This window comes from Niallia sp. FSL W8-0177 (assembly GCF_038006285.1).
GTDB lineage: Bacteria > Bacillota > Bacilli > Bacillales > Cytobacillaceae > Niallia > Niallia circulans_A.
Window position 1 is genome coordinate 919,604 of the sequence record NZ_JBBOUX010000001.1, and the last position, 13,675, is coordinate 933,278.

12 protein-coding genes are annotated in these 13,675 nt (G+C 35.7%); 8 read left to right on the forward strand and 4 right to left on the reverse strand.

Features of this window, described 5'->3' with window-relative positions:
• The first annotated feature begins 9 nt into the window (after positions 1 to 9).
• The 3 genes from NST77_RS04385 (at position 10) to NST77_RS04395 (ending at position 4,769) form a co-directional block, all read left to right on the forward strand.
• Positions 10 to 3,192 (forward strand): DEAD/DEAH box helicase, encoded by a 3,183-nt coding sequence (locus NST77_RS04385; protein ID WP_163188233.1) that lies wholly within the window; start codon positions 10 to 12, stop codon positions 3,190 to 3,192.
• A gap of 106 nt (positions 3,193 to 3,298) precedes the next feature.
• The gene (locus NST77_RS04390; protein ID WP_083967595.1) at positions 3,299 to 4,603 is read left to right on the forward strand and encodes an IS91 family transposase; all 1,305 of its coding nucleotides are present in this window, start codon (positions 3,299 to 3,301) and stop codon (positions 4,601 to 4,603) included.
• Between the two features lie 22 nt (positions 4,604 to 4,625).
• Positions 4,626 to 4,769 carry a hypothetical protein gene (locus NST77_RS04395; RefSeq protein ID WP_341122616.1) on the forward strand — a complete coding sequence of 48 codons (144 nt, stop codon included), beginning with the start codon at positions 4,626 to 4,628 and terminating at the stop codon, positions 4,767 to 4,769.
• A 42-nt stretch (positions 4,770 to 4,811) separates the two neighbouring features.
• Here the strand turns inward: NST77_RS04395 and NST77_RS04400 are convergent, their stop codons facing one another.
• The 4 genes from NST77_RS04400 to NST77_RS04415 form a co-directional block, all read right to left on the reverse strand.
• On the reverse strand, positions 4,812 to 4,976 hold the full coding sequence (locus NST77_RS04400) for a ribbon-helix-helix domain protein (RefSeq protein WP_047942897.1): 165 nt from the start codon (positions 4,974 to 4,976) through the stop codon (positions 4,812 to 4,814).
• Positions 4,977 to 4,988: 12 nt separating this feature from the next.
• Complete coding sequence (locus NST77_RS04405) at positions 4,989 to 5,831, reverse strand: SPFH domain-containing protein (protein WP_095333120.1); 843 nt, start codon at positions 5,829 to 5,831, stop codon at positions 4,989 to 4,991.
• 130 nt (positions 5,832 to 5,961) lie between these two features.
• Positions 5,962 to 6,837, reverse strand: coding sequence for a dipicolinate synthase subunit DpsA (gene dpsA, locus NST77_RS04410; RefSeq protein WP_235973243.1), 876 nt, complete (start codon positions 6,835 to 6,837; stop codon positions 5,962 to 5,964).
• Positions 6,838 to 6,986: 149 nt separating this feature from the next.
• Entirely contained in the window at positions 6,987 to 7,904 is a 918-nt protein-coding gene (locus NST77_RS04415; RefSeq protein ID WP_123257376.1) for a helix-turn-helix domain-containing protein, read from the reverse strand.
• A gap of 180 nt (positions 7,905 to 8,084) precedes the next feature.
• Here NST77_RS04415 and NST77_RS04420 point away from each other — a divergent pair, with 180 nt between their 5' ends.
• The 5 genes from NST77_RS04420 to NST77_RS04440 all read left to right on the forward strand — a co-directional run bounded on the left by NST77_RS04420 (position 8,085) and on the right by NST77_RS04440 (position 13,575).
• On the forward strand, positions 8,085 to 8,801 hold the full coding sequence (locus NST77_RS04420; protein WP_095333114.1) for a ThuA domain-containing protein: 717 nt from the start codon (positions 8,085 to 8,087) through the stop codon (positions 8,799 to 8,801).
• 19 nt (positions 8,802 to 8,820) lie between these two features.
• Positions 8,821 to 9,846, forward strand: a complete 1,026-nt coding sequence (locus NST77_RS04425; RefSeq protein ID WP_163188229.1) for a Gfo/Idh/MocA family protein — start codon at positions 8,821 to 8,823, stop codon at positions 9,844 to 9,846.
• A gap of 52 nt (positions 9,847 to 9,898) precedes the next feature.
• Positions 9,899 to 10,867: a sugar phosphate isomerase/epimerase family protein gene (locus tag NST77_RS04430; protein ID WP_163188227.1), complete on the forward strand. Its 969-nt coding sequence runs from the start codon at positions 9,899 to 9,901 to the stop codon at positions 10,865 to 10,867.
• Positions 10,868 to 10,940: 73 nt separating this feature from the next.
• On the forward strand, positions 10,941 to 11,993 hold the full coding sequence (locus NST77_RS04435) for a Gfo/Idh/MocA family protein (RefSeq protein WP_163188225.1): 1,053 nt from the start codon (positions 10,941 to 10,943) through the stop codon (positions 11,991 to 11,993).
• A gap of 601 nt (positions 11,994 to 12,594) precedes the next feature.
• Entirely contained in the window at positions 12,595 to 13,575 is a 981-nt protein-coding gene (locus tag NST77_RS04440; RefSeq protein ID WP_123259650.1) for a metal ABC transporter substrate-binding protein, read from the forward strand.
• Positions 13,576 to 13,675: the final 100 nt, after the last annotated feature.

Here is a 13,675-nt window from a genome sequence, read left to right on the forward strand (position 1 = left end):
AATAAATTGTTGAATACTGTCATTACACGAAAAATGATTTTAGAAATGTGTGGTCCTGTATCTTTAAAAAGAGGGGAAGCATTCTCAAAAAATCATAAGGTGATTTTTAAAGAATATAGAGATAATTATTGTGAAGCTTTCGTTCAAGCATCTGAAGATTTTGCGGTAATGGTTGCAATCGACGGGGAAGAAATAAAAGCAACATGTTCTTGTCCGAAACTAGCTTCTTTTCAAAAAGAATGTCAGCATATTGCAGCTGTATTAGTGGAAATAAAAAAATTTCAAATGAACGGAAAAGCTCCTTCCACTACCGATGAAAAAAACATGGATGTATCGGGAGATTTTTTTGCATTATTTAATCAGAGTGAATCTCTATCAACAAAAAAGCAGCGCCATTTTGAAAAGCGAGAAGTGATTCCAGTTGAATTTATGCTAAAAGTCATTCCAATTGACTCGGAAACCAATCTGTTTGGAATAGAAATTCAGCTATTATCCCATCCAATAAAAGATATTCGCTTGTTTTTAAAAAGAATAAAGAGTGGAAAAGCTTATTCATTTAGTTCAGAATTAGAATTTAATCCAAAGCTTCATTGTGTAAAGGAAGAAAGTGAAGCAATCCTACAAGAGTTAGGAAAAGTAATAGAAGATGAAAGGATATTTTTGAATCATCACCAGGGAGTGAGTAATATATGGGGAGACAGTATTTTGTTAATTCCCCCTTCCTCTTGGATTCCTCTTCGTTCTCATTGGAAGGAATTAGGGTATTATGATCCGAATAAAGGGACAATGGTGCCCTTAAATGTTTCAAATGAAGTCCTGCCTTTAAGATTTCATTTATACCAGCGTGAAATTGGAAGCTATCAATTAAATGTACATGGAATGGAATCCATACAGTTCCTGCATCAATATTATGCTGTCCTGATAGAGGGAAATGTGAGGCAATTGGAAGCAGAAGACTTTAAAAGACTTATTGAGATAAAGAAAATGATGGAAAAAGTTGGCGAGAGTTTTATCCCGATTGCACTCAATCAATTGGATTTCTTTTTAGAAAAGGTTGCCCCAAGCTTAAAAAAACTTGGGGAGGTTCAATTAGAGAGAGAGCTTTCCAAAAAAATCGGGAAGACTCCACTCCAAGCTGAACTCTATTTAGATAGAGTAAACAATCGATTGCTGGCAAGCTTAGAATTTCGTTATGATCATATTGTCATCAATCCAGTTCAAGAACGGGACAAAGAAGTAGAAGCAGTGCTACTTCGAGACTGGAAGAAAGAAGAACAAATTATAGAGTTAATGGATAGCAGTTCATTTGCAAAAACAGATAGTGGTTATATGCTTTATAATGAGGAATTGGAGTTTGACTTTTTATATTATGTGTTACCGAAGCTGCAAAAGCTTGTTAAAGTTTATGCAACAACAGCTATTAGAAATCGAATTTTCAAGGAAAAAACATGGCCAAGATTTTCGGTGAAATTAAAAAAGGACCGCATTAACTGGCTTGAATTTAAATTTGAGATGGAAGGTTTTCCAGAGCGTGAAATCAAAGGCTTGTTAGCTGCTTTGGAAGAAAAGCGGAAATATTATCGTTTGCAAGATGGTTCTCTATTTGCTTTGCAAACAAGGGAGATGGAGGAAGTACAAAGGTATCTTCAATCTCCACAAATAAAAGACAAGGACTTTATAAGTGGGTTTGAGCTGACACTTTTAGAAAGCTTATCTTTTATAGAAGAAGATCGAAAAATCTTTGCTTTAGATGAATCGTATCAGCAGCTGATTGATTCCTTCTTGCATCCAGAAAAGCTAAATATTAAAGTCCCTGCGGATTTAAACAATGTCTTGAAAACGTATCAAAAAGATGGCTATAAATGGCTGAAAACATTAGCGCAATATCAATTTGGCGGGATTTTAGCGGATGATATGGGTTTAGGAAAAACACTGCAAAGTATTGCCTTTATTCAATCTGAATTGCCTGTGATAAGAAAAGCGAAACAACCGGTGTTAGTTGTATGTCCTTCCTCTTTATTATACAACTGGCAAAGAGAAATCATGAAATTTGCTCCGGCAATACAGTGCCTTATACTTGATGGAGTTAAAAAGGAAAGAGCTGCTCTGCAAAAAGATTTAGAAAACATCGATGTAATCATAACGTCATATCCATTAGTTAGACAGGATATTTCATGGTATGAACAGCAAGTTTTCCATACAGTGCTTTTTGATGAGGCCCAATATTTTAAAAACCCATTATCACAAACGGCAAAAGCAGTGAAGAAACTAAAAGCGGTTAATCGCTTTGCTTTAACTGGCACTCCGCTTGAGAATTCGATTGAAGAACTTTGGTCAATTTTCCATATTGTCTTCCCAGAATTATTCAAAGGTTTGAAGGAATTTGCAAATTTAACCAATAAACAAATTGCGAAAAAAATAAGACCATTTATGCTGCGCCGCTTAAAAGAGGATGTATTAGCCGAACTTCCTGAGAAAAGGGAATGGAGCGAAATAGTGGAATTATTACCAGAACAGAAAAGATTGTATGCAGCCTATCTCGCGAAATTAAGACATGATGCCTTAAAGCATTTAAATAAAGAAACCCTTCGAAAAAATAAGATTAGAATTCTTGCTGGATTAACGAGACTGCGGCAAATATGCTGTCATCCAGCCCTATTTGTTGACAATTATCATGGAAAGTCTGCTAAACTAGATCATCTAATGGAACTAATCGAGGAAGCACAGCGATCTAATCGCAGGGTGCTGATTTTTTCTCAATTTACAAGTATGCTTGAAATAATTGGTCAAGAATTAGCAAAAAAGGGATTAGCCTATTTTTATTTAGATGGGAGCACTCCTTCAGATGAGAGAGTGGAATTATGTCATCGCTATAATTTAGGAGAGCGAGATTATTTTTTAATAAGCTTAAAAGCAGGGGGAACAGGTCTTAATTTAATGACTGCAGATACTGTTATTTTGTATGATACGTGGTGGAATCCAGCGGTCGAAGAACAGGCGGCGGATCGTGCTCACCGCATAGGACAGGAGAATGTAGTGAATGTAATTAAGCTCTTCTCTAAAGGCACAATTGAAGAGAAGATATATGAATTGCAAGAAAAGAAAAAGAATTTAGTAGACGAAATTATCGATTCAGATGATAAAGTAATTTCTTCTCTAACAGAAGAGGACTTAAGAGAATTGTTAAGTTAATCCATTAAAAAAGGAGGCCATTATTTGGGCCTCTTTTTTTCAAAAGATAAGAAAGTATAAAAATTTGGGTCTACCACAGTCATTTAAGCTGTGGTATTTTCATTTTATGGAGACCAATATATTGAGAAGAATATTTTTTGATAAACACCAACATTGGGAAGCTTTCAAAAGAAAACACGGTGCTAAAATCCGCCCTATCGTAATTAAGGAGGTTGAGAAATTTCGAGATTGTGGGGATATCAAAAATGGATTTAAGTTATTTGTGTGTGAAGGTTGTCATGATGTGCGAAAGGTTCCTTACCGATGTAAAGGTCGATTTTGTACCACGTGCTCTGTTGGAGAAAGTGAAGAATGGAGTAGGTTACTTACTGAAGATGTTCTTCAGGTTAATCATCGGCACGTAATTTTTACGATTGATGAAGGACTAAGAGATGTATTTCTCCTTCACCGACATCTATTAAAAGATTTAATGGATGCTTCTGCAAGACTACTTACTGACTTCTTCAAAAAGAAAGCAAAGGTAACACCTGGGATTATTGCTGGACTCCACACTTTTGGTTCAAGGGTCAACTTCAATCCTCACGTACATATGTTAGTTACAATGGGTGGATTAACAGAAAAAGGAGAATGGAAGCAGTATGATTTCTTGCCATTTACGATGCTTCGTAAACAATGGCAAACGGTCGTATTAAAATTAATTAGAAACGGAGTTTCACCAAGAGAAAAGAAAAGAATCCAACCAAGACTTCAAAAGGCGTTCACCAATAATGGCGAAGGCTTCTATGTGTATGCACCTAAACAGAGGGGAAAAATAAAAGAACAACTTCGTTATATTGGCCGTTATATTCGTCGACCAGCGATTGGAATCAATCGGATTGAGGCATATGATGGGCAATTCGTTACGTTCAAATATAAGGATAAAACTGACGGAAAAGACAAATCCGAAACCGTAAGTGTCGAAGAATTTATTTCACGTTTAATTCGCCATATCCCAGACGAGCAATTTAAAACTATTCGGCATTACGGTATGTATTCAAGAAGATCAAAAAACTTGTGTAAAAAAGTGTTGAGTACTTGGCAACAAAAAGCAAGACGTTGGGTTGTAAAAGTTAAGAAAACCTTACGTCGCCAGACGTGGCGTGAAAGAATAGTAGCCAGTGGCAAGAAAGACCCTCTCGTTTGTCAGAGGTGTGAATGTTACTATGAATACAAGGGAGAAGTCTGCCTTGAAAATGGTAAATTAGAAATAAAGGTAGCCTTATGCAAAACTACAAGAGCTTATTTAGAAAGGATGATTAACGATCTCACCGGTATCAAAAACCCGCAAAAAGGGAAAGAAAAAGAAGAAAAACATAAGCCTAAACCAGTCCAAGCAACAGAGCGTCAGCTATGTTTGTTTGGCGTGTCATGAGAAAGAAGAGATTCCTATTAACGTGGTAAGGGATTTCGATTTAATGGATGATGGAGATCCGACAACTCCTCCTATGTTTGCATGTGAAAAATGTGGGGGTGAAATGTATCCTGAGTATTATAAAGGGGTACATGGCATAGAGTACAAATTATCGGATATTCTCTAACCATGAAAAGGACCGGGCTATGCCCGGTTTTTCTTATGTAAATCAATTTTCTTTTTGTTTTGGATACCGCTTGGCTTTTTTGGCAGCTTCACGAAGTAAATACTCAATATGACTATTTATACTGCGGAAATCATCCGCAGCCCATTTTTGCAGGACTTCGTATAGCTCTGGATCAATGCGTAATGGAAAGCTTTTTTTCTTCGTCATTTATACCACTCATTAATATAAAGTACCTGTATTAATTACAGGAGTCGTAGGATTTTCAGAAACAATCGCTACTAGTAAATTATTTACTAATTGTACCTTTCTTTCATCATCTAATTCAATGATTTTATCCTGTTCCAGTTGATTAATGGCCATTTGTGCCATTCCAACTGCTCCTTCGACGATTTTCTGACGAGCAGAAATGATAGCGGAGGCTTGCTGACGCTGTAACATCGCTTGGGCAATTTCAGTAGAATAAGCTAAATGAGTTAATCTGGCTTCAATTACTTCGACTCCTGCGAGATCTAGACGAGCTTGTAATTCGGTCGTTAGTTCATTGGAGACTTCCTCTGCATTTCCCCTTAAGGTTAGTTCTACATTTTCAAATGTATCATATGGATATTTTGTTGCAACATGGCGGATAGCTGTTTCACTTTGTATTTCAACAAATTCTTCGTAATTATCTACATCAAAAATGGCTTTTGCAGAATCAATGACTTTAAAAACAATAACGGCAGCAATTTCAATTGGATTTCCATCAACATCATTTACTTTCAAACGTTTACTATTGAAATTACGCACGCGTAAGGAAATAGTTTTTCGTAAAGTAAGAGGGGTGGTTAAAAATAATCCGCTGCTGCGAATCGTACCAAGGTATTTTCCGAAAAAGGTTACAACAACAGCCTGATTAGGTTGAATAATTGTTATCCCGGTGCCTAGAAGAACAGCTATAAGGAAGAAGGGAATGGCAGCTCCTGGAATTTCCTGTACAAGAAAATAAACTCCAAGAAAAAGGGATATGGCAATAAGTAAAACCCCAATAAACCCATTAAAATGAATCGCATTTTTTTCTTTCAACTGAATCACTCCTATAATTTCAATTTGATATAATTATGATATCACTTCTGTATAAAATTGTAAATCGATTAATGCCAAGATCTTCATAAAAAAAGGAGATAGCTATTAACTATCCCCTGAAAGTTGTACTTTAACTTATTTCTAACAATTCCATTAGTGTTTTGCCAATTATTGTACCAGCCGTTTTTGGTGCAACCTTTGCCGGTAAACCAAGTGCCCAAAGTGTTTCGATATTGTGTTCCTTGGCAGCTGCAAAATCGGTCCCCCCAGGTTTGCTGGCTAAATCAATAATTAAAGCAGTGCTCGATAATTTCTTTATGAGACTAGAAGTTAGAAGCAGTGCTGGAACAGTATTAATAACAATCTGCTGAAGAGGGATTTCTGATTCTAGTGAAGGTTCAAAAATTGCAACTAACCCCATTTCTATCACTCTTGCTTCATCCTCTTTTTTTCGAACTAGAACAGTTACTTTTGCACCGACAGCAGAAAATAGACGAGCGACAGTTTTACCGACTCTGCCAAAACCGAGTACGAGCACTTGAGAATTATGTATTGTAATATCCGTATGCTTGATGGCGAGCATTAGTGCTCCCTCTGCAGTTGGGATGGAATTATGGATGGCCACATCATTTCTTGCAAAAAGAGCAACCAAGTTTCGATGTGTTTCTGTAGCCAATTGTTTTAAATAAGGAGTGATAATGCCGGAATACATAGTACAATTAGTTTTTGTTTTATTAATCATCTCTTTTGTTAAAAAAATCGCCTCTTTAGAAAATAGTGATTCAGCGATACCATCTTCTTGAATGCCCGGAATGGGCAGTAGAATACTATCCACTTCATGAAGCGGAGCTGTTTGCCAATTTACTTTCCTTACATTTTTATAAGAAACAGAGGCATCTTTAAAACCAATTAAATAAATTTTGTTTAGCTTTGGTGCAAGAAGGCGGATTACTTCGAGCTGTCTAGAGTCACCACCGATGATTAATAATACATGATTTTCGTTCAATTTTTTGCACCCTTTCCTTTGTAAATAGTACACCTCCATATAGTAAATATATGGAGGTGTATAATGGTTCAGAATAATTTTTATTGATAGCTAATAGAAAAAAGTGGTGTACTAGGTGGTATGTTTTATTCATTACTCCTAATGTTATGTTATAAGACGCTTGCATTTAACATCCTATTTTTAAATGCTTTAGGCGAGCATTGATTTTCTCTTTTAAAGAGTTTGTAGAATTGCGCCATATTTGTTATGCCGACTTCATAGCTTATTTCTAATATACTTTTGTCGGTTGTTAAAAGTAATAATTCAGCTTTTTTTATTCGCTTTATATTTATATAATCGACAAACGACAATCCCATTACTTTTTTAAAGTACTTGATAAAATAATGATAGCTAAAATTCAGTAGCTTACTGACATCTTCGACAAGTATTCTTTCTTCTAAATGGCTGTCAATATAATCTAAAACGGGTTTAAGTTTGGCAAGGTCTTGTTCTTCTGAATATTGGAGCATATTTTTAGTATCGTTTCTTACACATAAAAGAAGAAGTCGTTTGATGGAATAATTGATAGCAATCTCATAGCCCTTTTCTTTCGTTTGACTTTCTCTATGAATCTCATTTATTAAGGAATGTACTTCTTGTTTTATTTCCTTATTATCTTCAAATATGTAATTTATCTTATCTAATGGATGTGTTAATTCTGAAAAACAATAGAAATAAGGAAGGATACTTTGATCAAAGTGTTTATGTAGATCGATTTGTAAGACAATATAACGCAATTTGCCTTTCTTCACTTTACTTGTTCTGTGTGGTTGTGACGCTCCCATAATAAGAACATCTCCTGAAGTAATCGATAGATACCTCTCTTTTGTTTGTACCGCCAAATCTCCATCAATCATGGCAAGTAATTCTACTTCTTTATGGTAGTGCCAAGGGTAATCATCAACTGGAGTCATTACATGTTCCCTCTCATCATTTATCTCCCACACTTTTAAAGACAATAGAGGGTTTTGATAAATTACTTTTTCATTTACTGGCTGCTTAAAGGTGTGCTTTGTCTCCATTTCCATTTTATGTTCCCCTCCTATTCGACGAGACTATATGGTAAGGTGCTCTTTTCTATTTTAGCAAAAAGCAAGCAAGCAAATGACATAATTGCATAAAAAAATGACAAGATTAAGCATTTTTTTATACGCTTACATTTCATATAATGGAGCCATCATACTGTAAGGGAGAAGGAGTGTTACATAATGATCACAATTTGGAATGAAAATCGGCATGAAAAGAAAAATCCGACCGTAGCAGAAATATATCCAAATGGCATTCATGGTGCGATTGCAGCGTTTTTGGAGAAAGAAGGTTATGAAACACATACTGCAACATTAGATGAACCAGACCATGGATTAACGGAGGAAGTTTTGAATAATACAGACGTATTAGTATGGTGGGGGCATTTAGCACATCACGAGGTAGAAGATGAAATTGTGTTAAAAGTAAAACAGCGTGTTTTAGATGGTATGGGATTAATTGTTTTACATTCTGGTCATTTTTCCAAAATATTTAAAACATTAATGGGTACAACCTGTAATTTAAAATGGCGAGAAGCAGATGATCGCGAACGTTTATGGGTAGTAGCACCTAATCATCCGATTGTGGAAGGAATTAATGAATATATTGAATTAGAAAAGGAAGAAATGTATGGCGAACATTTCGATATACCTGCACCAGATGAATTGATCTTCACAAGCTGGTTTGAAGGTGGAGAGGTATTCCGGAGTGGCTGCACATATGCAAGAGGAAATGGGAAGGTGTTTTATTTTAGACCAGGGCATGAGACATACCCAACCTATCATCATCAAGAAATTCAGCAAGTTATTATTAATGCAGTCAAATGGGCTGCACCAGTGAAAAGAGAAAAGCCTGTTTATGGCAACGCTCAGCCTTTAGAGACAATTTCAGATAAATAATATAGAGGGGGAAAATATAATGGCTTCATTAAAAGTAGGCGTAATTGGATGTGGAAGTATCGCACAACATCGTCATATTCCTGAATATCTATTGAATAAACAAGTGGAATTGGTTGCTGTCTGTGACATCAATGAGGAAAGAGCAACTGAAATTGCGGAAAAATATCAAGCGCAAGCATTTACCGATTATAAAGAATTATTAAAAATGGATGGGATAGATGCGGTTAGTGTGTGTACGCCAAACTATCTTCATGCCCCTATTTCTATTGATGCTTTGAATGCTGGCAAAAATGTTCTTTGTGAAAAGCCAATGGCAACATCAAAAGAAGAGGCTGAGCAAATGATAAAAGCTGCTAAAAAGAGTGGAAAAAAATTGATGATTGGACATAACCAACGTTTTGTTGCATCCCATCAAAAAGCACATCAATTAATTAAAAGCGGAGAAATTGGTAAGGTGTACAGTTTCCGCACAACATTTGGTCATGGTGGTCCAGAAGGCTGGAGTGTTGATGGTAAAGAGAGCTGGTTCTTTAAAAAAGAAGAAGCATTTATTGGTGCTATGGGAGATTTAGGTGTTCATAAAGCAGATTTATTAAGATTTGTATTAGGAGAGGAATTTACAGAGGTGGGAGCATTTGTAGAAACGAATGCAAAAGACTTCTCTACTGTAGATGATAATGCTGTTTGTATATTAAAAACAGATAGCGGCATAATTGGAACGTTGACTGCAAGCTGGGCTTATCGTGGAAAAGAAGATAATTCAACTGTTATTTATGCAGAAAAAGCCGTCATTCGTTTAGAAGATGATCCAAACTATTCGTTAATTATCCAATATACCAATGGGGAAAAAGTAAATTATGAATTAGGCAGAATTCAATCAAATAGTGATGGTGGACAAAATAAGACTGGTGTTATAGATCATTTTGTGGAAAGTATTTTAGAAGATAAAGAGCCACTTATTAGTGGAGAAGAAGGAAAAAAATCTTTGGCGATCATTCTCGCAGCCTTGGAATCACAAGCAACGAAGACTATTACCAAAATATAGTGCATATATAGAAAGAATACAGGAAAATTGGAAGGAATGGGGAGGAGTTCACATGAAATTAGGCGTGTTTACCGTATTATTTGCAGACAAATCATTTGAAGAAATGCTTGATGCAGTAAAAGAAGCTGGCATTCAAGCAGTTGAAATAGGTACTGGCGGTTATCCTGGAAACAAACATTGTAATGTAGATGAATTATTAGAATCAGAAGAAAAGAGAAAAGAATATCTAGAAAAGGTGACAGAACGTGATTTAATCATAAGTGCATTCAGTTGTCACGGAAATCCAATCTCACCTGAAGAAGCATTTGCAAAGGAATCGCATGAAACACTGCTTAAAACAATCAAACTAGCATCTTTGATGAATGTTCCGGTTGTAAACTGCTTTTCAGGAACGGCTGGGGATCATGATGGTGCGAAATATCCTAACTGGCCAGTTACGCCATGGCCAAATGAATATTCTGATGTGAAAAAATGGCAATGGCAAGAAAAGTTAATCCCTTATTGGAAAGAAGTAGGGCATATTGCAAAAGAAAGTGGTGTGAAGATTGGTTTAGAGCTCCATGGTGGATTCCTAGTGCATACTCCATACACCTTATTAAAATTACGAGAGGAAACTTGTGATGCGATTGGTGCAAACTTGGATCCAAGTCACTTATGGTGGCAAGGTATTAATCCAGTTGCGGCGATTAAAATTTTGGCAAAGGAAAAAGCTATTCATCACTTTCATGCAAAAGATACGTATATTGACCAGGATAATGTTAACATGTATGGCTTAACAGATATGCAGCCATACGGTGAAGTTCAGACAAGGGCTTGGACATTTCGTTCCGTTGGATGTGGACATAGTGTTAGTGAATGGTCAGATATGATGAGTGCTTTAAGAACATATGGGTACGATTATGTTGTCAGCATTGAACATGAAGATCCAATTATGTCGATTAGGGAAGGATTAACAAGAGCGGTTACTAATTTGAAATCTGTTTTAATTGAAGATGCTCCTTCTCAAATGTGGTGGGTTTAGATTTATTAAGTATATTTAGAAAATACTTGAACAAATAGACATTCGTTAAATAGTGGAAACGGGGGAGAGAAACATGTCCAAATTAAAGGTAGCGATTATTGGTTGTGGTAATATTTTTCCTATGCATGCTCAATCAATTGTCTCAAGAGAGGATGCAGAGTTAGTAGCAGTTTGTGATGTAAAGCCTGAACGAGCAGAAGAAAAAGCCAAAATTTATGGCTGTGCCGCTTATACAGACTATAAGGAAATGTTTGAACAGGAAAGCTTAGATGTGTTGCATATTTGTCTGCCACATCATTTGCATGCACCAGTGACAATTGAAGCTGCGAAAAAACAGATTCATATATTAACAGAAAAACCAATGTCTATTCATTATGATGATGCTGTTGAAATGGTGGAAACAGCGAAGGAGAATAAGGTTACCCTTGGTGTCATTTTTCAAAATCGTTATAATCCTGGCTCCCAGCTCATAAAGAAAATGTTGGATAATGGAGAACTTGGCAAGATCAAATCAGGAAAACTATCTGTTACATGGGACCGTTCTGATGAGTATTATCAAAAAAGTGATTGGAAAGGGACATGGGAGAAAGAAGGCGGCGGAGTTATAATTGATCAAGCAATTCATACAATGGATTTGATGAGATGGTTTGTGAATGCCGACATTAACTATGTAGATGCATCAATAAGCAATCGTGCACATGAAATTATTGAGGTGGAAGATGCAGCTGAAGGAGTTATAGCATATAAGAATGGCATTGTTACTGCTTTTCATGCTATAAATTATTATACGTACGACGCGCCAGTTGAAATTGAGCTGCATTGTGAAAAGGGAATTGCCAAAATGGTTGCTGATCGGGCAACTGTACGATTAATGGATGGAAGAGAATTTATCGCAGATAATAATCCTCAAGAAACTTTTCATTATGAAAATGGAGTCAAAGGGTATTGGGGAGTTAGTCATGTAAAGCAAATCAATAATTTTTACGATTCGTTGGCAACAGGAATTCCTTTAGATGTCACGGGGGAAGAAGCATTAAAAACACAAAAAATGATTTGTGCCGTATATGAATCAGGAAAGAAAAAAGAACGTGTTTACTTTAAATCGACGGTAGAATCCATACAATAGCAGCATTTTGAAAAAGGCTATATGGCTTCCAGCTTTCTAGGGAGGATATAGCCTTTTGCTTTTAAAGTCAATTTACATGCTTTTAAACATTTGTTATAAAAAACACTTTACAAATCGTAATGGTTACGGTTAATATAATAAAGTCGATAGAACAATCTTTTATATGCTCCATCTAATTTTATAAATCGTAACAGTTTCGATCTGATTGTTTTAAAGTTTATATGGTTAAATAAAATTACATTTGCACGAACAGATGATAGGAGTTAAATTGAGGATAAAAAACTGTCGAGAGATTAAGTGACTTTCTAGTTCTTCCGGAGGATAGTGTAAGGCAAACTGAGAATAGAAGTTTTTGAACAATTGCTATATCCATTGTTTTCATACATAATTTTAACTTTGATCTTACAGCACTTCTTATATCTTGGGTATGAATAAATAAAGGTTTGGTCATTATGTGAGTAAAAAAACACTGGTTTGTACAGAAACAGAGATCGCAATTAAAATTAAGGAGAACAGAATAATCCAAATCGAATGTAGTTTATATTGTTTAATATTATAGAGAAATGCATAAAGAAAGTAAATAAAAGGCAGGGGGATAAAAATGGGAAAAAAATTTAAATTAGTAACGATTATGTTACTTGCAATATTGGTGATAGCTGCATGTGGCAAAGGAGAAAATAATGATTCGAACGGGGCAAATAAAGAGAAACTAAAAATCATGACTACCTTTTATCCTATGTATGAGTTTACAAAAAATATAGCTGGTGACAAGGCAGATGTAACATTACTTATTCCTTCGAATCAAGAACCACATGGATGGGAGCCAACACCAAAAGATATCGCCAATGTGCAAACTTCAGATTTATTTGTTTTTAATAGTATATATATGGAAAATTTTGTAGATACAATTAAATCTGCTGTTGATAATAAAGAAACAGTATTTGTTGAAGCAAGCAAAGGTATTACCTTAAAAGAGGGATTAACAGATGAGCATGATCATGAAGGGGAAGAAGCTGACCATGACCATGAAAGTGAAGAGGCGGAAGATGGGCATAGTCATGAGAAAGATCCTCATGTTTGGTTAAGTCCAGCGTTAGCGATTAAAGAAGTAGAAACAATTACGGAGAGCATAATCAAAGTAGATCCTGATAATAAAGAAACATATCAAAAAAATAGTGAAAAATATATTGCAAAATTAACAGCACTTGATCAAAAATATAGTGATGATCTTAGCAAAGTAGCGAAAAAAGAAATGATTACACAACATGCTGCATTTGGATATTTAGCAAGTGAATATGGATTAACTCAAGTACCAATCTCTGGGATATCACCAGACCAAGAACCGAATGCACAAAGATTAGCGGAATTAAAAGATTTTGCAAAAGAACATGATATTAGCGTTATTTATTTTGAAGAAACGGCTTCGCAAAAAGTTGCAGATACGCTTGCCACTGAAATTGGGGCAAGAACAGAAGTACTAAGCACTTTAGAAGCACTAAGCAAGAAAGATGAAGAAAGTGGAATGGATTATATTAAGGTAATGGAACGTAACTTAGAAAAAATTGTCCAGGCACAACAATAATTGACTCTTCTCTTATAGCCTCTCTTGGAGTTTTTTAAATTCCAATTGAGGCTTTTTGTATGGGAGAAATCGATGGTTGCCTTGCGAAAGAACCACATGC